Genomic DNA, 23,455 nt, shown 5'->3' with positions numbered 1-23,455 from the left:
GGTCGCTCGCTGCGGACGAAGATGCGTCGACGTAATAGATCGTCATCACACGGTCTCGGTGAATGGTAAAATTGACTTCAGTTCATCGGTAGGTCCTTCGTGCTTATCGAGCGTTAAGCGGCATGCTTAAGCTTTCGTTTTCGGCCCTGTTCCAATTCTCACCGCCACGTCTGCTGCAGCGGATGTCCCGAAATCCACAGGGTGCGCCACCGCACGAGCCTTGTTCTGCCGATGCCGCGGCCAGGCCCGCCCGCCCGCCTGCCCTCGCGGGCCTTTCCGCGCCCTCGTCGGCCGCGCCGCGGGTTTTCGGCCGGCCTCGGGAGCGTCGAACCGAAAAATCCGTCCGCTCCCGGACATGTCGAAGCCCGAGCGGCGGCCCTAGATGTCACGGACGCTCGACTTCGCTGGAGTTCAGGCCCCGATGGATCTCTCACGACGCGCCGTGCTCGCCGGTGCCGGTCTGCTGCCCCTCTCGGTCGCATGGCCGGGACGTCCCGCGATCGCCGATTCTGCGACGTCCACGGGCTTGCTGCGCCGGCCGATTCCCTCGTCGGGCGAAACCTTGCCGGTGATCGGGATCGGCACCTCGCGGCGCTACGAAGTCGAGCCGACCCCGGAGAAGATCGCGCCGCTGCGCGAGGCGGTGCAGCGTTTCGTGTCGCTCGGCGGGAGGGTGATCGACACCGCGCCGAGCTACGGCACCGCCGAGGACGTGCTCGGGCTGATCCTCGGCCAGGACGGCCTGCGCGAGAAGGTGTTCCTGTGCAGCAAGGTCGGGACCCCGGGCCGCGAGGCCGGTGCGGCGGAGATCGCGCGATCCTTCCAGCGCCTGAAGACGACGGTGATCGACCTCATCGCCGTCCACAACCTCATCGATCCGGACGCCAACCTCGCGACCCTGCGCGGGCTGAAGGCCGAGGGCAAGATCCGCTACCTCGGCGCGACGGTCTGGCGGGACAGCCAGCTCGCGGATCTCGAAGCCCTGATGGCGCGCGAGACCCTGGACTTCATCCAGGTGAACTACGCCCTCGACGACCGCGGCGCCGCCGCGCGCATCCTACCCCTGGCGAAGGCGCGCGGCATGGCCGTGATGGTCAACGTGCCCTTCGGGCGCGACCGCCTGTTCAAGGCCGTGCAGGGGCGCGAGCTACCGCCCTGGGCGGCGGAGTTCGACTGCGCGACCTGGCCGCAATTCTTCCTGAAATACGTCCTCGGGCACGAGGCCGTGACCTGCCCGATCCCCGGCATGGCCAAGGCGGCCTATGTCGAGGACAACCTCGGCGCCGCTCGGGGGCGCCTGCCCGACGCCGCACAGCGCACCCGCATGGAGGCCTTCGTCGATGCACTCTGACCCCCTGACCCGCCGCGCGATCCTCGCGCTCGCCGCCGGCGCGACCCTGGCCGTGGCCTTCGCGGGGTCCGCCTGGGCGCAGGCGCCGTCCCAGCCCGCGCGCATCGGCATCATCGGGGCCGGCAATATCGGCGGCACCCTCGGCGGTCTCTGGGCCAGGGCCGGCCATCAGGTCATGCTGTCCTCCCGGCACCCGGAGGACCTGAAGAGCCTCGTCGAGGGCCTCGGACCCAATGCCCGCGCCGGGACTCCGGCCGAGGCGATTGCCTTCGGCGACGTCGTGCTCGTCGCCGTCCCCTACAAGGCCTATCCGCAGATAGCGCTGGATCATGGCGCCGCCCTGAAGGGCAAGATCGTGATCGATGCCGGCAACGCCACCCAGGCCCGCGACGGCGAGGTCTACGGCGAGGTCCAGGCCGGCGGCATCGCCGCCGTGTCGGCCAAGTACCTGGCCGGCGCCCGCATCGTCCGGGCCTTCAACGCGGCCAATTACAAGCTGTTCGCCAAGAACGCTCATCGCGAAGGCGGCCGGATGGCGATCCCCCTCGCGGGCGACGACCCGAAGGCCGTGGCCGAGGTGTCGAAGCTCGTCACCGATGCGGGCTTCGACCCGGTGGTGGTCGGGCCGCTCGCAACGGCCGACAGCTTCGCCATGGGCTCGCCCGGCTTCGGCCTCGAACTCACCGCCCCGGACCTGCGCGCGCGCTTCGGTGTCACGCCTTGAGCGGGGAAACCGCCGCCGGCGCTTCGCCCGAGGCGCCGGCGGAGCGGCCTGCCTCCACCTGGCTCGGGCGTCTCGTCGACGTGCGGCCGGGCGAGGCGCCGGCGCTCGCCTGGTCCTGGGCCTACATCTTCTCGATCCTGGCGGCCTACTACGTCCTGCGCCCGATCCGCGACCAGATGGGCGTGGCCGGCGGCATCGAGAACCTGCCCTGGCTCTTCACGGGGACGCTGGTGGGCATGCTGGCCCTCAACGTGCCCTTCGCCTGGCTGGTGAAGACCCTGCCGCGGGCGCGCTTCGTGCCGCTGACCTACCGGTTCTTCGCGGCCAACATCCTGGTCTTCGCCGCCGGCCTCTACCTCGCGGGTCCGGAGGGCGACATCTGGATCGGCCGGGCCTTCTTCATCTGGCTGTCGATCTTCAACCTGTTCGTGGTCTCGGTGTTCTGGGCCACCATCGTCGATGTCTTCTCGACGGAGCAGGGCAAGCGCCTGTTCGGCTTCATCGCGGCCGGCGCGACCCTGGGCGCCATCGCGGGCTCGGCCACCACGGCGATCCTGGCCCGGGACGTGCCGACCTGGGCGCTGCTGATCGGCGCGGCCCTGCTCCTCGAGGCGGCGGTGTTCAGCATGCGCGGCCTCGCCCGGCTGTCGGACCGCCTGCGCCAGGCGCCAGGGGGCGGCGAGGCCGCGCCCGCCGAGGCCATCGGCGGCAGCGCCTTCGCGGGCATCACCCGGACCTTCCGGTCGCCCTACCTCCTCAACATCGGCCTGTTCCTGCTGCTGTTCTCGATCACCTCGACCTTCCTGTATTTCGAGCAGGCCGGCATCGCCAAGCGCAGCTTCCCCGATCGCGGGGCGCAGACGGCCTTCTTCGCCAGCGTCGACCTCCTGGTGAACGTGCTCACGCTCGGGGTGCAGTTCTTCCTGACCGGCCGGATCGTGCGGCGCATCGGCGTCGGGCCAAGCCTCGCCCTGCTGCCGGCGGCCAGCATCCTCGGCTTCGCGGCGCTGGCCGTGTCGCCGACGATCACCGCCATCGTGGTGTTCCAGGTCCTGCGCCGGGCGGGCAACTTCGCCATCGCGCGCCCCATCCGCGAGGTGCTGTTCACCGTCGTGCCGCGGGAGGATCGCTACAAGGCGAAGAACTTCATCGACACGGTGGTCTACCGCGTGGGTGACCAGGTCGGGGCCTGGTCGTTCGCCGGGATCGCGGCCCTCGGGCTCGGCGCGACGGCCGTCGCCGTGACGGCGGTGCCGCTGTCCCTCGCCTGGCTCCTGAACAGCCTCTGGCTCGGGCGCCGGCAGGCGGAGCGTCAGCGGCGACAGGAAGAAATCCTTCAGGACCCGAGCCGGACGGGCGGGTAGCGACGGTCGAGCGGCTCCCCGCAAGCAAGCGGGGAGCGCCGTGATTCGTCGTCGAGCGGGGCCGGCATGGACGATGCCCGGTCTATCGACGCCGACCCGATGGTTGTGTCGGCCGAACTGCCTGACGACAATAGCAATAATCCCCAGTACGTGCCTTTCTGCAGCGCCTCTGTTGTGCACATCTCTTATCTGTGATGTGCATGTCTGGCATGTAAATCGATCAAATGGTCCGTTGGCGCTTGATAAATGTCTACGGATGGGCGATCTGGTGCCTTGGGGGCACAGGGAAAAGAAAAGTACGCATGTCCGAAAGCACCGAACTTCAAACGACCGACTTCGTCGATCTCGCAGCCGACATCGTTGCGGCTTACGTGTCGAACAATCCTGTCCGGCCCACCGATCTCCCGGACCTGATCCGCAGTGTGCACGCTGCCCTCAACGGCCTGGTCAGCGGCGTCGCGCAGACCGCCGAGGAGATCGCGCCCGAGAAGCCGACGGCCGCGCAGATCCGCAAGTCGGTCATGCCGGACGGCATCATCAGCTTCCTCGACGGCAAGAGCTACAAGACGCTGAAGCGGCACCTGAGCAGCCACGGCCTCGATCCGCACAGCTACCGCCAGCGCTACGGCCTTCCGGCCGACTACCCCATGGTCGCCCCGTCCTACGCGGCGATGCGCTCGGAACTGGCGAAGTCCATCGGGCTCGGCCAGGTCGCCAACCGCAACGAGGACGAGGACGTGCAGCCGAAGGCCAAGGGCCGCAAGCAGGCCGCCTGATCCACCGCTCCACGCCGTGTCGAAGCTCCGTGTCCGTCGATGGCGCGGAGCTTCGTCGGTCCAGCCGACCCGCCTCGCCAGCCCCGCTGCGAGGCTTTTTCATGTCTTGCTAGAGCCAGCGCTCGTCGAGATCCGTCGCATTGCGGTCGGCGACCGGCTGCGACTCGTCGCCTTCGGCGAAGATCACGACATCGTCTGGGCCGACGTCGCGCGTGGCGTAGAAGTCCCAGCGCCGGTGGATCACCCGGGGCCCGCCGAAGACGCGGTAGGCGTTCCAGTATCGGTCGTCACGGAAGCCGACATAGTGGACGCTCCGGGGCGGCCGCGCGGCCCCGTCACCGCCGGAGCCGGCTGCGGGTGGCGAGGCCGAGGCGCGACCGGCCCGCACGGCGGATCCTAGCGTCCGGCCAGGGAAGCGGGCTGGCCGGGCAGCGCCAATCGGGTGCCGGTATCGACGAGGCTGTCGCCCGCGACGCGATAGACGCCCAGGGTCCGGTCGACGTAGTTTCCGACATAGACGTGGCCTCCGGACGGACTGAACGCGATCCCCTGGGTCACGGCACCCGCCTCGGCGGTCGACGCCAGACGGACGCCGTCCGCGGAGATCGTCAGCAGGGCGACGGCGCCGGTGGGCGTGTAGGCGGGGCTGCTGCGCGGCGCGCTCGCACCGCGGACCACGGAGACGGCCGCATGACGGCCGTCCGGCGCGATCGCCAGGGCCTCGGGCGTGTCGCCGATGCCGAGATGATCGATCACGCGGGGGCGCGGGCCATCGGCGCGGATCACGCTCACTGTATCGGCGTGGCCGTCACTCGGCTCGGGTCCGGTATTGCCGGTGAGCGCCAGGGATCCGTCCGGCGTCACGTCGAGCCCATAGACGCCCGGTCCCACCGGCATGTCCCGGTCGCGCTCGTAGCGCACCTGCGTTCCCGCGATGGCGAGGATTCCGATGCGCCCGGCCTTGTTCTTGGCCACGAAGGCCCGTCGTCCGTCCGGCGCGAACGCGACCGCGGCGGCCTCGTCGCCGACGTCGACGGTCGCGACGGGCCGCACCTCGGTGCCCCGGATCGTCAGGACCGTGACGCTGCGTCCCTCGCGGTTCGCGACGAGGGCGAGGTCGCCGGCCTTCGCGATGGCGAGGCCGGAGGGCTGGCGGCCGACCGTGACGGTCTCGACCAGGCGCGCCGGGCTGGCGGACAGATCGATGACGTGCAGCCGGTCGTCGGCCTGCGCATACCAAGCCGCTCCCTCCTGACGCATCAGGACGGAACTCGCCACGAGGCCGAGCTTGCCATCGGGCGTGATCCGAAGGTTCGTCGGTGGTCCGTAGACGGAATTGTCGAGGGGCAGGGTCTGCACGAGCCGGGGCCGGGCCTCGTCGCTGACGTCGACGATGCCGACGGCGTCCTGGCCATTCGGCCCGTTGCGGCCGCCATCCGGCTCGAAGAAGGTCTTGCCGTCGAGGCCCACCAGCAGAAGGGCCGGCGCGTCGGCCCGGGTCGACCCCGGGACCAAAAGGGCGAGGGCCACGAAAGCGGCCATTCGGTAGCGGTGCAACGGCGCAGCGATCATGCCGTGCAGATAGGGCGACGGTCCCGCAAATCTCGGCGACGGCGTCACGACGACGACGACGTCCCGCCCCTGCGCCGGTTTCGCTCACGGCATCGACGGGTGCCGGGCCCCTCGCCACGCCGCTTCGAGCGAGCATCCCGGCCCGCTCGGATCTGGCGAGGATCTATCGGAACAGGCGAAGACCCGCGCCCAGAAGCCCCAGGCCGGCGATCAGCAGGGTGCCGCCAGCCCATTCGAGGGCGGCACGCCGACGTGTCGTGGTCTGCGCGGCCGCCGCGAGGGCGACGCCGGCCAGCAGGCAACTGACGCTGATGGTGACCATCACGAACCGCCTCCCTTTCGTCCTGGAGCCATCGCGGTCCTCATCCTACGATTGCCAGAGTCTCCCAGTGGCTGGGTGCGGTTCTTGTCCGCCAAAGGAAGGACAGCCCGCATACCCCATTTGGGGGATCGAAGTGGCTTCCGCACGCGATAAAATACGTACAGGCACCGCTCGATCGGTCGCCAAATCAAACAGACCGTCAGGTCAGTGGCCGCATCGGCGAAAGTAACGGCCGATTTCGATGGAAGGATCCATCACAAGATTTTGCAGACCTGCCATCGCGTATGGGGGAACAATAATCCCGACGAGGCCAGAGGCGAAGATCATGCCGCGTTGTTCGATGCAATTTGAGCTTGCGTCCTGATATTGAATTCAAGACGAGATAGCAAGGGTACTGGTCTCTGCTTTATCTTGCCTGGCGACAGGCCTCTACGGTTCGACCCTTCGGGTCGGGTGGCAATCGAAACCGTTTCTGGATCGATCCCAGGCATTATGGTGCGACGGCTCGCCGATCGCGGGGCCTGCACCCGGTTCCGGATGGCGTCGCCGAAAGCCATGGTCCGACCGGCCGCCGGCGCGGCCGGCGGGCCATCGCGCGCCGCAATTCGCGGTCGCTTCCGATCGGGGGCGTAGGTCGGGAGCGCACCGGCCGACGGCGGTCGTGGGGACGACCGGATCGCGCTGGATCTCGGCTCAGCGGGCGCCGGGGACCGTGCGGGTGGCGGAGCTGCTGAAGCGGGAGGCCGCGAGGTCGTCGCCGGGGCTGCGGGCGGAGAATCGGGTGGCGACGCCGGCCGGCGGCATGACGATCGCCGTCGGTGCGCCGTCCAGCTTCGCCTTGGCGGTTGCGAGCCTCACCGGAGCCGCGCGGCTCGCCGGTTCCGCGTCCGCCGCCGCGGCGACGAAGAGGGCGCGCAACTGGAGGCGCGGTTCGGCATTGGCCGGAACCAGCGCCGGCCGTGCCGCCACGGGCGTCGGCGGGAGATTGGCCATGCCGGCATTGCCGAGGCCAGCGACCTGCACGGCAGGCCGCTGCGGGGGCAGGGGCATCGTGAGGGCGGCGGTGACGGCGGCGAATTCGGACGGACGCCGGGGCGGAAGCGGCAGGGCGATGGAGGCGACGGGCTCCGATGCCAGCGTCGCCGCCTCGGCCGGCGCCTCGCCGGTCAGCAGGCTCTGCGCATTGCGGCCGTCGCGGCGGAGGAGATTGCCCTTCAGCGCCTCGTCGGTGGCGGGCGCCGCGTAGGCGAGGGCGGCGCGGGCGCCGACCGCGTCCTCCGGATCGGCGCTGGCGACCAGGACCGGCGCCGGCTTGGCCCGCGTCCGCTCGGGCGCCTTGGCCGCCGCCTGGACCGGCGGCGCGCTCTCCTGCGCCCGCCCGCCGCCGAACAGGCTGGCGAAGAACCCCTTGATGCTCGGGCCGTCATCCTCGTCCATCTGCGCCACTTCCGTGACGCCGAGGACGGTGCCGCCGCGCGAGAGGATCTCGGCGCGGGCGAGCTCGTAGCCGGGGAGGGGGCGGTTGTCGGAAGGCAGGTGAACGGTCTTGCCGTCCGGGAACAGGCGCGCCAGTTGGTCGTGCGTCATGCGCGGCCAGGACCGGACGGAGCCGACGTCGAGATGGACGAAGGGTGTGCCGGAACGCGGATACCAGCCGACGCCGCCGCGCTGCATCCGCATGCCCACGGCGCGGATCTGGTCGATCGAGACGTCGGGCAGGTGGAAGTCCATCGCCTTGCCGAGCATGTGCTGGCTGTACTCGGCGACCATCCGCGAGCGCCGCCGCAGCATCGCGTTGGTGCCGGGGGAGCGATAGGCCGAGACGACGTTGATCGGCTGCTGGGAGCCCACCGAGCGGTAGGCCTCCCACACCGTGTCGAACAGCCGGGGATCCATCTTGGTCGGCTCGTCCGCGCGCCAGTCGCGCAGGAGCCAGTTCAGCTGCTCGAGGGCGGCCCGGTCATAGCGTCCGTCGCGCTTGAAGGTGACGGTCAGGCTTTCCTTGGTGTGGGTGTGATAGATCGAGATGGTCCGGGTGTCGCCGTTGGCGACGGCATCCTGGGTGCCGCGGGTTCCACCGACCAGGGCGAGGCCGAAGCTGGCTGCGATGACGGCAAGGCGCCCGGTGCGCTTCGGGACGGAGAGGCGCATGACCGAACGGCCGCGTCGCAGAAGCTCACTCACCGTGGTCTCACCCTCTACCCAGTCGCGCGCGGGGCACGGATCGTGGTGAACGCAAGGTTGCCGAAAACCGTAAACGTCCGGTTTACCGTATCCTCGACGCGTCTCCGCCCATGCGTTAACGGCTAAGTCTCAACCGTGGCAAAATCGTGCCCCGGTGTGCGCCGACGCACAGGGCGGATTTTCTTCCTCGCGGCACGATCCCGAGACGGTGCCGGGACCCGGAATGGGTACGTCGAGCCGCCGGCCGCCCCACCGCCTACCACCAGCCGTTCAAGGGCCGGCCCGGACGCGGCGTCCAGAGGTCGGGTTCGCCGAAATCGGCGGGCGGACGGGCCGCCGTGGTGCGGGTCGCCGCGTCGGTGTCGGAATTCACCTCCCGGACGCGCGGACGGCGCACCTCGGCCATCGGTTTCGGCGTGCCCGTCAGGATCGAGCCCGTCCGCGCGGTCACGGCCGGCTTCTTCTGGGCGGCGCGCCGGGCATCCGGCGTCTTGCCGTCGGTCCCGCGGGCGACGAGGAGGCTGCCCGGGCTGAGACCCAGGGCGACCTTCATGCGCGAATCGTAGCCGTAGAGGTCGGGCAGGGTGCGCACCGTCCCGGCCTCGTCGACCGAGGTGGTGAAGTAGGCGAGGTGGACCGGCAGCTTCTCGGTCAGGCGGATCTGGCGCTCGCCCTTGCCGATGAGCTTCTTCAGGCGCTCGCTCGACCACGCCTCCGGCAGGACCGCGTCGGCGAACCGGAACGGGTCCTCGACCCGCACGCAGCCGTGGCTGAGGGCGCGATGCGCGGACGAGAACAGGGTCCGGTTGGGCGTGTCGTGCAGGTAGACCGCGTGGTTGTTCGGGAACATGAACTTGATGAACCCGAGGGCATTGCGCTCGCCCGGCGGCTGGCGCACCGAGACGTTCCCGTTGCGGTAGACCACCTCGTAGCCGCGGCGCGCCGCGTAGTTCGGGTCGCGGGCGAGCCCGGGCAGGAATTCGTTCTTGAGGATCGAGGGCGGCACGTTCCAGGACGGATTGACGACGGCGTATTCCATCATTCCCGAGAAGATCGGCGTCGGCGATTCCGTCTTGCCGACGATCACCCGCGCCTCGTCGCGCTGGCGCCCGTCCCGGATAACCCGCACGCGGAACTCCGGAATATTGACCATGACGTAGTCGCGGCCGAGGTCGGAGGGCAGCCAGCGCCAGCGCTCCATGTTGACGATGAGCGCGGCCTCGGCGTCGTCGGTGCGCGCCGCGGCCTCCGGCCGGGCGAGGGCGGCCACGGTCTGCGCCGTCAGGGCACCGTTGGCGGGCAGGCCCCGCGCGCGCTGGAAGGCGGTCACCGCCGCGACCACGCCGGCATCGTAGGTGTCCGGATGGCCCGGCGCGGCGTCGAGGGTGCCGGCCGTCCGCGTCTCGAGGCCGAAGCGGCTGCGCAGGGCCGGGACGCGCGGGTCCGTCATGCCGAGCTTGAGCACCGGTCCCGGCGGCAGCTGCACGCTGGGCGCGGCCGGGGTCTGCCCGCGTCCGCGCAGCGTCGCGAGGCGCGCCTTAAGGGCGAGGTAGCCCGGCTGGGCCGGGTTGTAGCCCTGGAGCAGCGCTCCGGCCGACGGGCCGCCGGAGGCGATGCGGGCGAGGACGGCCTCCGGAGCCGGCAGGTCGAGGGCGGGGGTGATCAGGCGCGACACGCTCGCGAGATGGATGCGTCCGCCGCGGGCATCACGGGCATAGAGCACCACGGCGGCCGAGAGCTTGAGGTCGGCCTCGGCGATCTGGGCCTCGGTCGCGCCCTGCGTTCCGAGGACCGGCACCGGGTAGGCCGAGGCCGCCAGCCCGTCCTCGCCGGCGGCGGCCAGGCGCGCCGCGGCGGATTTCGCCGCCGGGGTCAGGCTGCCGTCGACGATCCAGACCGGCTTGAAGGCGCCGAGCGCGTAGAAGGCCTGGATCGCCTCGCGGTCCTTGGTCGAGAGCCTGGCGAGGAGGGGAGCGGAATCGGCGAGCCGGGTGGCGATAGCCGCGGCCTGCGGGTCGCTCGGCAGGGGCGGCGGTGCCGCCGCTTCGCTCGCGGGCGGCGTTCCCGGAGCGGCGGCGTTCGCGTCCGCTCCCGTCGCCGGAGCCGGGTTCGACGCGTTCGCGGCGGGGTCGGGCCTGACCGGCGTTGCCGCCCCCGGATCGACCGAGGCGTTTCGCGTCACCGGGGTCGGGGCGGGCGTGTCCGAGGCCTGCGCCGGCGGCGGCTCGGCCTGGGGCGCCTGGGCCTCTGGGACCTGGGCCTGGGGGACCTTCGCCTCCGGAACCTGGGCGTGAGCCCCGTAGCCGACGCAGCCCGCCAGCAGGGCGGACAGCGCGACGGAGGCGGAGCGCGAAACGCCCATGATGGCAACTCCTCGGAACCGACCGTGCCGGCCGGTGGGATTAGGATACTCGGATCAAGCCGGCGCGTGCGCAATCACACGCTCACCGCAGGAAGATCGTCAGGCGGCGGCCTCGTCGACCTTGTCCTCGTCCGCGAGGCCGAGGTCCTTGAGCTTGCGATAGAGGGTGGATCGGCCGATTCCGAGGCGGCGCGACACCTCCGACATCCGGCCGCGATAGAATTGCAGCGCGAAGCGGATGATCTCCGCCTCGAGCCCCTCCATGGTCTTCATCTCGCCGGTCTCCTCGGCGACGAGGCTCATGGCGTGCGGATCGCGCACCTCCACCCGGACGATCTCGCGCACGGGCTCGGGCGCCCCGCCCTGGACCATGGGCTGGACCGGCGCGGCGGGGATGCGGATGTCGAAGCCCTCGACCTGCGCGGCGATCTGGGGAAACTCGGAGACGGTGAGCTCGTCGCCATCCGCCAGCACCACCGCGCGGAACAGCGCGTTCTCCAGCTGGCGGACGTTGCCGGGCCAGCCGTAGCGGGTGAGCAGCGCCATCGCCTCGGGCGTGATGGCCCGGACCTTCTTGCCCTCCTCGGCGGCGAAGCGCGCGCAGAAGGAGCGCACCAGGTCCGGGATGTCCTCGCGGCGGGCGCGCAGGGGCGGCAGGGTCATCGGGAAGACGTTGAGGCGGTAGTAGAGGTCCTCGCGGAACCGGCCCTGCTTCACGAGGTCGAGGAGCGAGCGGTTCGTCGCCGAGATCAAACGGATGTCGACGCGCACGGCGCGCTTGCCGCCGACCGGGTCGACCTCGCCCTCCTGCAGGGCGCGCAGGAGCTTCACCTGGGCGTCGAGGGGCAGTTCGCCGATCTCGTCGAGGAAGAGCGTCCCGCCCGAGGCCTCGACGAACTTGCCGACGTGGCGCTCGGTGGCGCCGGTGAACGCGCCCTTCTCGTGGCCGAACAGGGTGGATTCGACGAGGTTGTCGGGGATCGCGCCGCAATTGACGGTGACGAAGGCCTTGCCGCGCCGGTCGCCGGAGCCCTGGATCGCCCGGGCCAGCACTTCCTTGCCGACGCCGGACTCGCCCTCGATCAGCACGGGGATGTTCGACTTGGCCGACCGCTCCGCGAGGCGGATCACCCGCTCCATGTCGGGGCTGCGCGAGGTCAGGTCCTTGAAGGTGAGGGCGCCGGAGGCGCGCCGGCGCATGCGCCGGACCTCCTCCTCGAGCTGGTCGACCTTGAGGGCGTTCTTGATCGAGACCTGCAGGCGCTCGGCCCCGGCGGGCTTGACCACGAAGTCGGTGGCGCCGGCCCGCATGGCGGTGACGACGGCGTCGATCGAGCCGTTCGAGGTCTGCACGATCACCGGCACGTCGAGGCCGGTCTTGCGCATCTCGGCCATCACCCCGAGGCCGTCGAGGCCGCCGGGCATGACGAGGTCGAGGAGCACCACGTCGATCGCGTCGCCGGACCGGAGCGTCGCGAGGCCCTGTTCGCCGCTCTCGGCCACCTTCGCCTCGAAGCCCAGACGCCGGACCATCGCCTCGGCGAGGCGGCGCTGCACGGGATCATCGTCGACGATCAGGACCGTTGTCGACATGGGGCAGCCTCGCTGTTCGCAAGCGGTGCGGTGGCCGGCGACGGGGTGTCGTCCGGGCGCCGTCTCCGCCGGCGTGTTTCGTTTCGAACCGTAGGGTGGCCCAAGAGCGTAAAGCCGCGCTTAACGACGATCCGACTTTTCCGGGCGCGGCGGCCGCCGGACCTCGGAACCGGGCAGGCCGCCCCCTGACAAACCGTCTCGGCCCTCAGGATTCTGCCGGTTCCGGATTGATCGGAGGGGCCCTGCACTCGATATCACCGCGCACGGCACTCACCGCGCCCAGAGGAAACCAGATCATCATGCCGAGCCGAGCCGTCGCCCATGCCACTCGTTCCGGCATCGTCGCGCATGCGGAAGGGGCCAGCGCCGCCAGGGCCGCCGCGCACGCGGCCGATCTCGGCGTCCTGCCGGAATGGGACCTGACGGACCTCTATGCGGGGATCGATTCGCCGGACTTCGCCGCCGACCTCGCGCGCGCCGAGGCGGACTGCGCCGGGTTCTCCGAGCGCTATGCCGGCCGGCTCCTGGCGATGGCCGAGGGCGCCGAGGCCTCGGCCGACCTCGCCGCGGCCGTCGCGGCCTACGAGGGCATCGAGGACCTGCTCGGGCGGCTGATGTCCTTCGCGGGCCTCGTCTATTCCGGCGACACCACCGACGAGCTGCGCGAGAAGTTCTACGGCGACACGCAGGAGCGCCTGACCGCCGCCTCCAGCCACCTGCTGTTCTTCGCCCTCGAGCTGAACCGCATCCCCGACGCGGCGATGGACCGGGCGATGGCCGCCGGCCCGCTCGCGCATTACGCGCCCTGGATCGAGGACCTGCGGCGCGAGAAGCCGTTCCAGCTCGACGACCGCACCGAGAAGCTGTTCCTCGAGAAGTCCGTCACGGGGCGCTCGGCGTGGAACCGCCTCTTCGACGGCACCATCGCCGCGCTGCGCTTCTCGGTGCAGGGCGAGCAGCTCACCCTGGAGCCGACCCTCAACAAGCTTCAGGATCCGGACGGCGCCATCCGCAAGGAGGCGGCGGGCGCCCTGAGCGAGGTCTTCCGCGCCAACCTGCGCACCTTCACGCTGATCACCAACACGCTGGCCAAGGACAAGGAGATCTCCGACCGCTGGCGCGGCTTCAAGGACGTGGCGGATGCGCGCCACCTCTCGAACCGGGTCGAGCCCGAGGTGGTCGCCGCCCTGGTGGAGGCCGTCCAGGCGGCCTATCCGCGCCTGTCGCACCGCTACTACCGCCTGAAGGCGAAGTGGTTCGGGCGCGATGCGCTGCCCTACTGGGACCGCAACGCGCCCCTGCCGAAGGTCGACCAGCGCACCATTCCCTGGAGCGAGGCCCGCGACACGGTCCTCGATGCGTACCAGGCCTTCTCGCCGCGCATGGCCGACATCGCCCGGACGTTCTTCGACCGCAACTGGATCGACGCGCCGACCCGGCCCGGCAAGGCGCCCGGCGCCTTCGCGCATCCGACCGTTCCCTCCGCCCATCCCTACGTGCTGGTCAACTACCAGGGGAAGCCACGGGACGTGATGACGCTCGCGCACGAGCTCGGCCACGGGGTGCATCAGGTCCTCGCCGGTCCGAACGGCGCCCTGATGGCGCCGACGCCCCTGACCCTGGCCGAGACCGCCAGCGTCTTCGGCGAGATGCTGACCTTCCGCCGCCTCCTGGCCGCGACCGCCAGTCCGGGCCAGCGCCGCGCGATGCTGGCGGCGAAGGTCGAGGACATGATCAACACGGTGGTGCGCCAGATCGCGTTCTACGCCTTCGAGCGGAAGGTCCATCTCGCCCGGGCCCAGGGCGAGCTGACCGCCGAGCAGATCAACGGGCTCTGGATGTCGGTGCAGGCGGAGAGCCTGGGGCCGGCGATCACCCTCGATGCGGGCTACGAGCCGTTCTGGGCCTACATCCCGCACTTCATCCACTCGCCGTTCTACGTCTACGCCTATGCCTTCGGCGACTGCCTCGTGAACTCGCTCTACGGGGTCTATGCCAAGGCGGAGGACGGCTTCGTGGACCGCTACTTCGCCCTGCTCTCGGCCGGCGGCGCCAGGCCCTACGGCGAACTCCTGGCCCCCTTCGGCCTCGACGCCCGCGACCCGGGCTTCTGGCAGATCGGCCTGTCGATGATCGAGGGCATGATCGCCGAGCTGGAGGCGATGGAGGGGTGAGACCCTCAGCGCTCGCCGCCTTCCGTTGTACATTCTGTACAACGGAAGGCGGCGTCCCATGAAACTCGAAGTCAAGAAGATCGGCAATTCGACGGGGCTGATCCTGCCGCGGGAGCTCCTGGGAAAACTCAACCTGGCTCAGGGCGACTGGCTGTCGGTGACCGAGAACGCCGACGGTTCGGTACGGCTGTCCCCCCTCGATCCGACCTTCGAGAAGGGAATGGAAATCGCCGAGCGCGCGATGAAGACTTACCGCAACGCGCTGACAGAACTCGCGAAGTGAGTGAATCGGAGAGCGAGATCGTCGGGCTGACGAGCGAGCTCGTCCAGGCGATCCATGCCCGCCAACTCAGACTGTTCGGCGGGCCGAGCGGTCTGCGCGACGCGGGCGCTCTGGAATCTGCTCTCGGTCGGCCGGTGAACCGCGCCGCCTATGGTTCGGTCGATCTGGCCGAGCTGGCCGCCGCCTATGCCTTCGGGATCGCGACGAATCCTTCCTTCATCGATGGCAACAAGCGCGCGGCCTTCCTGTCCCTGATCACGTTCCTCGGGCTGAACGGCATCGACTTCCTGGTGGACGAGGCCGAGGCCGTGGTCATGATCAGGGGCCTTTCGGCCGGCGAGATCGAGGAGGCGGGCCTCGCCCGCTGGATCCGTGACAACTGGCCGACGCCCGCGGCGCCGAGCCGCGACCCATGAGCCCGCCGCCCTGGCAGGCCGGGCCGACGCGCTTATCTCGGGGTAAGGATTTCCCGACGCGTTGAAGGATACCGATGGCCGACACCGATCGCGAAGCCAACCGCTTCTCCGCCCGCGCGAGCCGCTATGCCCGCGTCGGCGCCAATGTCGGTGGGGTGGCGGCGCGGATGGCCGGCGCGAAGCTGTTCGGCGGCAAGGAGGCTCCGACCAACGCCGCGGCCCTGGCGCAGGCCCTCGGCGGCCTGAAGGGGCCGATCATGAAGGTGGCGCAGTTGCTGGCCACGGTGCCGGACCTGCTGCCGCCCGAATACGCCACCGAGCTGCAGAAGCTCCAGGCCGACGCGCCTCCGATGGGCGCGGCCTTCGTGAAGCGCCGCATGATGGCCGAGCTCGGGGCCGACTGGCAGGCCCGCTTCCAGAGCTTCGACCTCAAGCCGGCCGCGGCCGCCTCCCTGGGGCAGGTCCACCGCGCCACCGCCCTCGACGGGACCCGGCTCGCCTGCAAGCTCCAGTACCCGGACATGCAATCGGCCGTGGAGGCCGACCTCAAGCAGCTCGAGGTCGCCTTCGCGCTCCACCGCCGGATGTCGTCCTGGCTCGACACCCGCGAGATCGCCAAGGAGATCGGCGCCCGCGTGCGGGAGGAACTCGATTACGAGCGCGAGGCCAAGCACGCGGTCCTCTACGGGAACGTCCTGCGCGACGTCGATGCGGTGCGGGTCCCGGCCATCCACAAGGATCTCTCGACCAAACGCCTGCTGACCCTCGGCTGGCTCGACGGCCAGCGAATCCTCGATTTCGCCGAGGCGCCCGTCGAGATTCGCAACCGATTGGCCCAGTCGATGTTCAAGGCCTGGTGGCATCCCTTCAGCCGCGCGGCGGTCATCCACGGCGATCCGCATCTCGGCAACTACACGGTCTTCTCGGAGGACGGCGAAGCCCAGGGCATCAACCTGCTCGATTACGGCTGCGTGCGGATCTTCCATCCGCGCTTCGTCGGGGGCGTCGTCGACCTGTACCGGGGCCTGCTCACCGACGACAACGCCCGGATCGTCCACGCCTACGAGACCTGGGGCTTCAAGAACCTCAACAAGGAGCTCGTCGAGATCCTGAACATCTGGGCGCGCTTCATCTACGGGCCGATCCTGGAGGACCGGACCCGGACGGTGGCCGACGGCGTCAAGCCGGGCGAGTACGGGCGGCGCCAGGCCTTCGAAGTGCACCAGGCCCTCAAGGCGCGCGGTCCCGTCACGATCCCGCAGGAATTCGTGTTCATGGACCGCGCCGCCGTCGGTCTCGGCGCCGTCTTCCTCCATCTCCGGTCGGAGCTGAACTACCACCGGTTGTTCGAGGCCGAGATCGATCGATTCTCCCTGGCGGAGCTCGAATCTCGCCAGGGCGAGGCGCTGACGACGGCGGGACTTGCGTTGCCGGCTTGAAAGCGTGGCAATAAAAAGCCGTTTGCGCCGATTGCAGAGCGCGCATGTCGATTGCGAGCGACCTTGGCTTGCGCTAAATCCCCTTGGAACAAATCAAGACGACGCCCAAGGGGACGCCCACAAGATGGCCGATACCAAGACCGTGTCCGGCGCGCATTACAGCCCGGCGATGGATGAGAAGACCCACGAGCAGACTTATCGCGGCTTCGTTCGGTTCGTGGAGATCGGCACCGGCGTCGTGCTGTGCTGGGTGCTGGCCCTGGCGGTCGGTGGCATCCGCGAGGCGTGGCTGACGGCCATCTTCGGTGTGATCCTGTCGGGCATCGCCGGTGCGGTGGGCGCCCTCGCGCCCGCGATCGGCTGGAAAGCGCCCCTGGCGGTCGGCATCCTGCTGGCCCTGTACCTCGCCTTCGCCTGATCCCTGTCCGAACATTTCTTGACTGATTTTGCGGGTCGCCTTCGGGCCGTCCTTTAAGGAGCATTCCTGCATGCGCATCGCTGTATTATCGGAGACCGATCCCGCGGAGCCGCGGGTCGCGGCGGTGCCAGAGACGGTCAAGAAATTCATCGGCCTCGGGGCCGAGGTCGCCGTCCAGTCGGGAGCCGGCCTCAAGGCCGGCGTTCCGGATTCCGAGTACGAGGCCGCCGGCGCCTCCATCGCCGGCTCGGCCAGTGACGCGGCCGGCTCGGCCGACCTCGTCCTGAAGGTGCGGCGCCCGTCCTCCGACGAGATCGGGCTCCTGAAGCGCGGCGCCACCGTCGTCGCCATCATGGATCCCTACGGTCACGAGGCCGAACTCGGCGCGATGGCCGAGGCCGGCCTCGACGCCTTCGCCATGGAGCTGATGCCGCGCATCACCCGCGCCCAGGTGATGGACGTGCTCTCCTCGCAGGCGAACCTCGCCGGCTACCGCGCCGTGGTCGACGGCGCCGCCGAGTACGGCCGTGCCATGCCGATGATGATGACCGCGGCCGGCACGGTTCCGGCGGCCCGCGTCTTCGTCATGGGCGTCGGCGTCGCCGGCCTCCAGGCGATCGCGACGGCGCGCCGGATGGGCGCGGTCGTCACCGCCACCGACGTGCGGCCCGCCACCAAGGAGCAGGTCGAGTCCCTCGGCGCGAAGTTCGTCGCCGTCGAGGACGAGGAGTTCAAGCAGGCCGAGACGTCCGGCGGCTACGCCAAGGAGATGTCGGCCGAGTACAAGAAGAAGCAGGCCGACCTCGTCACGACCCACATCGCCAAGCAGGACATCGTCATCACGACGGCGCTGATTCCCGGGCGTCCGGCCCCGCAGCTCGTCTCCGAGGCGATGGTCGCTTCGATGAAGCCGGGTTCGGTCCTGGTCGATCTCGCGGTCGAGCGCGGCGGCAACGTCGAGGGCGCCAAGGCCGGCGAGGTCGTCACGACCGACAAGGGCGTGAAGATCGTCGGCCACCTCAACGTGCCCGGCCGCCTCGCGGCCACGGCCTCCAGCCTCTACGCCCGCAACCTCTACGCCTTCGTCGAGACGCTGATCGACAAGGAGGCCAAGACCCTGGCGGTCAAGTGGGACGATGAGCTCGTCAAGGCGACCAACCTGACCCGCGACGGCCAGGTTTCGCATCCCTCGTTCCAGCCCAAATCCTGATCCCGCCGGAGGATACGATGGCCACGCTTCCCCCCGATCAGGCCGCCGAGCAGGCGCGCGCCGCCGCCGCCGCGGCCCGAACCGCTGCCGACATCGCGCAGCAGCACGCGCTCCAGGCGCAGAAATACGCCGACGGCTTCGGCCACGGCCTCAGCGCCGTCACCCACGGCGCCGTCGACCCCACGGTCTTCCAGCTCGCGATCTTCGTGCTGGCGATCTTCGTCGGCTACTACGTGGTCTGGTCGGTGACCCCGGCCCTCCACACCCCCCTGATGTCCGTCACCAACGCGATCTCGTCGGTGATCATCGTCGGCGCGCTCCTGGCCGCCGGCGTTCCCTACGTCGAGCACGGCACCGGCTGGGCCCGCTTCTTCGGTTTCGTCGGCATCATCCTCGCCAGCGTGAACATCTTCGGCGGGTTCCTCGTCACCCAGCGCATGCTCGGCATGTACAAGAAGAAGGCCTGAGACATGTCCCAGAACGTCTCATCCCTTCTCTACATCGTCTCCGGCGTCCTGTTCATCATGGCGCTGCGGGGCCTCTCGCACCCGACCACGTCGCGGCAGGGCAACCTGTACGGCATGATCGGCATGGGGCTGGCCATGCTCACCACCCTGGTCGGCCATCCGCCGGCCGGGCTCGGCGCCTGGATCCTCGTGCTGCTCGGCCTCGGCATCGGCGGCGGTGCCGGCGCGGTGATCGCCAAGCGCGTGCCGATGACGGCGATGCCGCAACTCGTCGCCGCCTTCCACTCCCTCGTCGGCCTCGCGGCCGTGATGGGCGCGGCCGCGACCCTCTACGCCCCGCAGGCGGTGGGCATCCTCGAGAACGGCCACATCCACAAGGAGTCGTTGTTCGAGATGGCCCTCGGCGTGGCCATCGGCGCCATCACCTTCACGGGCTCGGTCATCGCCTTCGCCAAGCTCGACGGTCGCATGTCCGGCAAGCCGATCATGCTGCCGCAGCGGCACGCCATCAACATCGCCCTCGGCATCGCCCTGGTGGTGCTGATCGCGATCTTCATCGGTACCGAGAGCAAGGCGATCTTCTGGCTGATCGTCGTCCTGTCCTTCGTGCTGGGCGGGCTGCTCATCATCCCGATCGGCGGCGCCGACATGCCCGTCGTCGTCTCGATGCTGAACTCCTATTCGGGCTGGGCCGCGGCCGGCATCGGCTTCACCCTGGGCAACCTCGCGCTGATCATCACGGGCGCGCTGGTCGGCTCGTCGGGTGCGATCCTGTCCTACATCATGTGCAAGGCGATGAACCGGTCGTTCATCTCGGTCATCCTCGGCGGCTTCGGCGGCGATACCGCCGCGGCGGCCGGCGGCGCCGTGGAGACCCGTCCGGTCAAGCAGGGCTCGGCGGACGACGCGGCCTACATCATGAAGAACGCCGAGCGCGTCATCATCGTGCCCGGCTACGGCATGGCGGTGGCCCAGGCCCAGCACAGCCTTCGCGAGATGGTCGATCTGCTCAAGAAGGAGGGCGTGGACGTGAAGTACGCGATCCACCCCGTCGCCGGACGCATGCCCGGCCACATGAACGTGCTGCTCGCCGAGGCCAACGTGCCCTACGACGAGGTTCACGAGCTGGAAGACATCAACGGCGACTTCCCGCAGGCCGACGTGGCCTTCGTCATCGGCGCCAACGACGTCACCAACCCGGCCGCCAAGACCGACAAGGCCTCGCCCATCTACGGCATGCCGATCCTCGACGTGGAGAAGGCCAAGACCGTGCTCTTCATCAAGCGCGGCATGGGCTCCGGCTACGCGGGCGTCGAGAACGAGGTGTTCTTCCGCGACAACACCATGATGCTGTTCGGCGACGCGAAGAAGGTGGTCGACAGCATCGTCAAGAACCTCTGAGGCCGATGCGGGCGACGGCCCGCGGCACAGATCAGGCGGGGCCGGCGTCCGTTCGCCGGCCCCTTTGTCGTTTGGGATGCAGCCCTGCGCCGCGCATGGCGCTATGATCCGCCCCGTGTCAGCCGCCCTCGCCCTCGACGTGCCCCGCACGTTCCTCGACGTCAGCCGCTCGGTCCTCGGCCGGCCCTGGCGTGACCGCTGCGCCGATCCGGCCCTCCAGGCCCATGCGGCGACCATGGTGCAGGCGCATGCCCTGCCCGAACTGCTGGCCCGCGTCCTGGCCGGACGCGGCATCCGACCGGCCGAGGCCGAGGCGCATCTGCGCCCGCGGCTGCGCGACCTGATGCCCGACCCGGACTGCCTGGTCGACATGGCGGCCGCCACCGATCGGCTGGCCCGTGCGGTCGTGGCCGGCGAGCGGGTGGCGGTGTTCGGCGACTACGATGTCGACGGCGCGGCCAGCGCCGCCCTCCTGGCCGGCTACCTGCGCCGGCTCGGCCTGACCGTCCAGATCCATATTCCCGACCGGATCACCGAGGGCTACGGCCCCAACGTCGCCGCCGTCTCGGCCCTGCGCGCGGCCGGCGCGAGCCTGCTGGTCACCGTCGATTGCGGGACGAGCGGGCACCCCCCCCTCGAGGCCGCCGCGGCGCTCGGCCTCGACGTCGTCGTCCTCGACCATCACGGCGCGCCCGAGCACCTGCCGCCAGCCCACGCCCTGGTGAATCCGAACCGCCTCGACGACCTCTCCGGCCTCGGGCATCTCTGTGCCGCCGGCGTCGTCTTCCTCACCCTGGTCGGCCTGAACCGGCGCCTGCGCCGGGAGGCCGCCTTCGCCGACCGCCTGCCCGATCTCGCCGAGTCCCTCGACCTCGTCGCCCTGGCCACGGTCGCGGACGTGGTCCCGCTCACCGGCCTCAACCGCGCCTTCGTGGTCCAGGGGCTGAAGGTGATGCGCGCCCGGGGCCGCGTCGGCCTCGCCGCCCTCCTCGACGCCGCGTCCCTCAACGAGCCGCCGGAGGCCTGGCATCTCGGATACCTCGTCGGCCCGCGCATCAATGCCGGCGGCCGGATCGGGGATGCGGGCCTCGGCGCGACGCTCCTCACCACCGCCGATCCCGCCGAGGCCGCACGGATCGCGGCGGAACTCGACCGGCTCAACCGCGAGCGGCAGGTCATCGAGGCGGAGGCGGTCGCCGCCGCCGAAGCCGAGATGGACCGCGCCCTCGGCCTCGATCCGGAGCATCCGGTGCTGGTGACCGCATCCGCCGACTGGCATCCCGGTGTCGTCGGGCTCATCGCCGCGCGCCTGAAGGAGCGCTTCGGCCGCCCGGCCTTCGCCTTCGCCCTCCGGCCCGACGGCACCGCGACCGGCTCGGGACGCTCCATCGTGGGCGCCGATCTGGGGCAGGCGGTCCGCACGGCGGTCGAGGCGGGGCTCGCCCTGAAGGGGGGCGGCCACGCCATGGCGGCGGGCGTCACGCTGCCGGGTCCGGATGTCACGCGCTTTCGCGATCACCTCGCGGCCGCCCTGGCCGCGCCCGTCAGCGAGGCGCGGGCAGTCGAAGCGCTCCTGGTGGACGGCGCGATGAGTGCGGGCGGCGTCACCGCCGAGCTGGTCCGCACGATCCACCGGGCCGGCCCGTTCGGATCGGCGGCCCCGGAGCCGACCTTCGTTCTGCCGCGCCACCGCATCGTCGATGCCGCGGTCGTGGGTAACGGGCACGTGCGGGCCCGCCTGCGGAGCCGCGACGGCCAGGCCATCGGCGCCATCGCGTTCCGGGCCGCGCAGGGGCCGCTCGGACAGGCCCTCCTCTCCGGCATCGGCCGCGAAGTGCACGTCGCCGGCACGCTCTCGGTGGACACCTGGCGCGGCGCCGAGAGGGCACAAATGCGGATCTGCGATCTCGCGTATTTCGATTGAGCGACGCGGTTGACTCGGCGTCGGGCGGTCATCATAAGGACGGCGCGCCGTCGAGAGGCGGCCGGTTTGGGGGAATGTCCCGAGCGGCAAAGGGGGCGGACTGTAAATCCGCTGCGTAAGCTTCGTAGGTTCGAGTCCTACTTCCCCCACCAAACCTTTACCGAGATCCCGAACCCGTTCGGGCTGTCTCGAGCCTCGGTGACCTGCTACGAAGGTCGGCGATGCGGGTGTAGCTCAATGGTAGAGCAGCAGCCTTCCAAGCTGAATACCCGGGTTCGATTCCCGGTACCCGCTCCAATCTCGCAGTGACGCCGCGAAGCGGTGAAGCGAACCCCTCGCGGTGCACGAGGGCGATCGATCGAGCCCGTAGAAGCACCGGACGAGCCGAGCAGGGGCGCGCTTCGGCCGGCGTGGCGCCGCCGGAGGCCCGGGGCAGGACCCGGCCCGAAAACCAATCGCCGAACCCGAGGGACCGTGCGTCTCATGGATCTCATCTGCGGCCTGCCGGGGCCGCTCGGGAGCGAACGGTTTACTGCGGCAACGTCCGGCAGGGCCTGACCCGCCAGCGACAGGTCCGCCGTATAACGGGCGTGCTCGCGCTCCGAATCCCTCGTCCGGCAAGCCCGATCAACCTGAAGGCCCCCATACCCCTTCACCGGCGATGAGACCTCTTCTCCGCTCCCCTGCAGGATAGCGCCAGACGTCTGCCCTGCGCCGTCCGCCCTGCGATCTGGTGCAGCGTCGGAACTGCTTGCTCCACATCGGTCTCCCGACCGCGCGTCCTGTCGAGGGCCGTTCGTTCTGGCCGATCCTCCCGATCGGCCCGGCCCGGAGCCAGCCTGCTGGGTCCGCCGCGGGCTCGTGCCCCGCAGCACCCGACATGGTCCGAGATGCAACGGGCGCCCGATCCGATCTCGCTGCCCCGTCGAGCGAATCCTGTCCTGGTCTGTCCGGTCCCGCTGTCTTCCCGGCGGCAAACAGGGCCCGCTGCGGCTTCCTTATCGGCCTCACCCGGCGGCCCTGATTCCTGATCTCTCGAAAACAGGCACAGCGGATGTTCGCGCATCGCCGTCCATGCCATCGATGTTTCAACGGGATTACTTATGATGACCGTTATAGCTGCAAACTCATCTTTGGAAATGTAGTTTGTCATGAAAACGAGGGATCGGATCCGGACATTTGAAAGATGCTTTACAGGTCTAGTTCGGATTTAGGAAATATCGTCCCTGTTCGTTGCTGCCGGATACAAAATCCGGAAGTTTTGTGCCGAATGGTGCCGCTGCATTGTCGTATTCTATTCGTATGGTTCACGAGACATTTAGCCTGGTTTCTGCTAAATGATAATCGGACGCCGAAACTTGCCGCGAATTGGGACAGATCTGCCCTGTTTCGCGTCAGCGCCTGCGGATGGATGGGAACCGATGTCTGCTTATCCTGAGGGCTCCGTCACGATGGACACGACCTCTGCCCGCACG

Annotated in this window: 19 protein-coding genes and 2 tRNA genes; 15 read left to right on the top strand and 6 right to left on the bottom strand. The window is 69.7% G+C overall.

All coding sequences use genetic code 11. The annotated features are described in order from the left end of the window. Positions 1-421: 421 nt before the first annotated feature. The 4 genes from ASF49_RS12250 (at position 422) to ASF49_RS12235 (ending at position 4,215) form a co-directional block, all read left to right on the top strand. Positions 422-1,351 carry an aldo/keto reductase gene (locus ASF49_RS12250; RefSeq protein WP_056473086.1) on the top strand — a complete coding sequence of 310 codons (930 nt, stop codon included), beginning with the start codon at positions 422-424 and terminating at the stop codon, positions 1,349-1,351. Beyond that, the gene (locus ASF49_RS12245) at positions 1,341-2,075 is read left to right on the top strand and encodes an NADPH-dependent F420 reductase (protein ID WP_056473083.1); all 735 of its coding nucleotides are present in this window, start codon (positions 1,341-1,343) and stop codon (positions 2,073-2,075) included. Before ASF49_RS12250 ends, ASF49_RS12245 begins: the two co-directional genes overlap by 11 nt. A gap of 80 nt (positions 2,076-2,155) precedes the next feature. After that, positions 2,156-3,439: an NTP/NDP exchange transporter gene (locus ASF49_RS12240; protein ID WP_056473089.1), complete on the top strand. Its 1,284-nt coding sequence runs from the start codon at positions 2,156-2,158 to the stop codon at positions 3,437-3,439. A gap of 302 nt (positions 3,440-3,741) precedes the next feature. Then, a complete protein-coding gene (locus ASF49_RS12235; RefSeq protein WP_056473079.1) occupies positions 3,742-4,215 on the top strand; it encodes a MucR family transcriptional regulator in 474 nt (157 codons plus the stop codon). A gap of 109 nt (positions 4,216-4,324) precedes the next feature. Here the strand turns inward: ASF49_RS12235 and ASF49_RS12230 are convergent, their stop codons facing one another. From ASF49_RS12230 to ASF49_RS12210, 6 genes are all read right to left on the bottom strand, one after another. After that, positions 4,325-4,603, bottom strand: a complete 279-nt coding sequence (locus tag ASF49_RS12230) for a hypothetical protein (protein WP_056473077.1) — start codon at positions 4,601-4,603, stop codon at positions 4,325-4,327. An 8-nt stretch (positions 4,604-4,611) separates the two neighbouring features. Then, positions 4,612-5,745, bottom strand: coding sequence for a YncE family protein (locus ASF49_RS12225; protein ID WP_243214297.1), 1,134 nt, complete (start codon positions 5,743-5,745; stop codon positions 4,612-4,614). Positions 5,746-5,950: 205 nt separating this feature from the next. Further along, a complete protein-coding gene (locus ASF49_RS23655; RefSeq protein WP_156652991.1) occupies positions 5,951-6,112 on the bottom strand; it encodes a hypothetical protein in 162 nt (53 codons plus the stop codon). Between the two features lie 690 nt (positions 6,113-6,802). Further along, complete coding sequence (locus ASF49_RS12220) at positions 6,803-8,260, bottom strand: DUF882 domain-containing protein (protein WP_056473070.1); 1,458 nt, start codon at positions 8,258-8,260, stop codon at positions 6,803-6,805. 289 nt (positions 8,261-8,549) lie between these two features. Further along, positions 8,550-10,655: a L,D-transpeptidase family protein gene (locus ASF49_RS12215; RefSeq protein ID WP_056473067.1), complete on the bottom strand. Its 2,106-nt coding sequence runs from the start codon at positions 10,653-10,655 to the stop codon at positions 8,550-8,552. A 99-nt stretch (positions 10,656-10,754) separates the two neighbouring features. Then, positions 10,755-12,248, bottom strand: a complete 1,494-nt coding sequence (locus ASF49_RS12210; RefSeq protein WP_056473064.1) for a sigma-54-dependent transcriptional regulator — start codon at positions 12,246-12,248, stop codon at positions 10,755-10,757. A 299-nt stretch (positions 12,249-12,547) separates the two neighbouring features. Here ASF49_RS12210 and ASF49_RS12205 point away from each other — a divergent pair, with 299 nt between their 5' ends. The 11 genes from ASF49_RS12205 to ASF49_RS12155 all read left to right on the top strand — a co-directional run bounded on the left by ASF49_RS12205 (position 12,548) and on the right by ASF49_RS12155 (position 22,277). Beyond that, complete coding sequence (locus tag ASF49_RS12205) at positions 12,548-14,422, top strand: M3 family oligoendopeptidase (RefSeq protein WP_056473059.1); 1,875 nt, start codon at positions 12,548-12,550, stop codon at positions 14,420-14,422. A gap of 58 nt (positions 14,423-14,480) precedes the next feature. Continuing rightward, a complete protein-coding gene (locus ASF49_RS12200; protein WP_056473056.1) occupies positions 14,481-14,705 on the top strand; it encodes an AbrB/MazE/SpoVT family DNA-binding domain-containing protein in 225 nt (74 codons plus the stop codon). Beyond that, the gene (locus ASF49_RS12195) at positions 14,702-15,121 is read left to right on the top strand and encodes a type II toxin-antitoxin system death-on-curing family toxin (protein WP_056473051.1); all 420 of its coding nucleotides are present in this window, start codon (positions 14,702-14,704) and stop codon (positions 15,119-15,121) included. The genes ASF49_RS12200 and ASF49_RS12195 overlap by 4 nt, the downstream gene beginning before the upstream one ends. 74 nt (positions 15,122-15,195) lie before the next feature. Then, positions 15,196-16,560: an ABC1 kinase family protein gene (locus ASF49_RS12190; protein ID WP_056473049.1), complete on the top strand. Its 1,365-nt coding sequence runs from the start codon at positions 15,196-15,198 to the stop codon at positions 16,558-16,560. Positions 16,561-16,684: 124 nt separating this feature from the next. Continuing rightward, positions 16,685-16,978 carry an aa3-type cytochrome c oxidase subunit IV gene (locus ASF49_RS12185; protein WP_056219345.1) on the top strand — a complete coding sequence of 98 codons (294 nt, stop codon included), beginning with the start codon at positions 16,685-16,687 and terminating at the stop codon, positions 16,976-16,978. A gap of 70 nt (positions 16,979-17,048) precedes the next feature. Then, a complete protein-coding gene (locus ASF49_RS12180) occupies positions 17,049-18,188 on the top strand; it encodes a Re/Si-specific NAD(P)(+) transhydrogenase subunit alpha (RefSeq protein WP_056473045.1) in 1,140 nt (379 codons plus the stop codon). A 17-nt stretch (positions 18,189-18,205) separates the two neighbouring features. Then, positions 18,206-18,655 (top strand): proton-translocating transhydrogenase family protein, encoded by a 450-nt coding sequence (locus tag ASF49_RS12175; protein WP_056473042.1) that lies wholly within the window; start codon positions 18,206-18,208, stop codon positions 18,653-18,655. A gap of 3 nt (positions 18,656-18,658) precedes the next feature. Next, positions 18,659-20,056 carry an NAD(P)(+) transhydrogenase (Re/Si-specific) subunit beta gene (locus ASF49_RS12170; protein WP_056473039.1) on the top strand — a complete coding sequence of 466 codons (1,398 nt, stop codon included), beginning with the start codon at positions 18,659-18,661 and terminating at the stop codon, positions 20,054-20,056. Between the two features lie 103 nt (positions 20,057-20,159). Next, complete coding sequence (gene recJ, locus ASF49_RS12165) at positions 20,160-21,980, top strand: single-stranded-DNA-specific exonuclease RecJ (protein WP_056473035.1); 1,821 nt, start codon at positions 20,160-20,162, stop codon at positions 21,978-21,980. A gap of 68 nt (positions 21,981-22,048) precedes the next feature. After that, positions 22,049-22,132 (top strand) — tRNA-Tyr (locus ASF49_RS12160). A 71-nt stretch (positions 22,133-22,203) separates the two neighbouring features. Further along, positions 22,204-22,277, top strand: a tRNA-Gly gene (locus tag ASF49_RS12155). Positions 22,278-23,455: the final 1,178 nt, after the last annotated feature.

The organism is Methylobacterium sp. Leaf104, assembly GCF_001422885.1.
Classification (GTDB): Bacteria; Pseudomonadota; Alphaproteobacteria; order Rhizobiales; family Beijerinckiaceae; genus Methylobacterium.
Note: the sequence above shows the minus strand (reverse complement) of the source record. Positions and strands in the feature narration are given on the sequence as shown.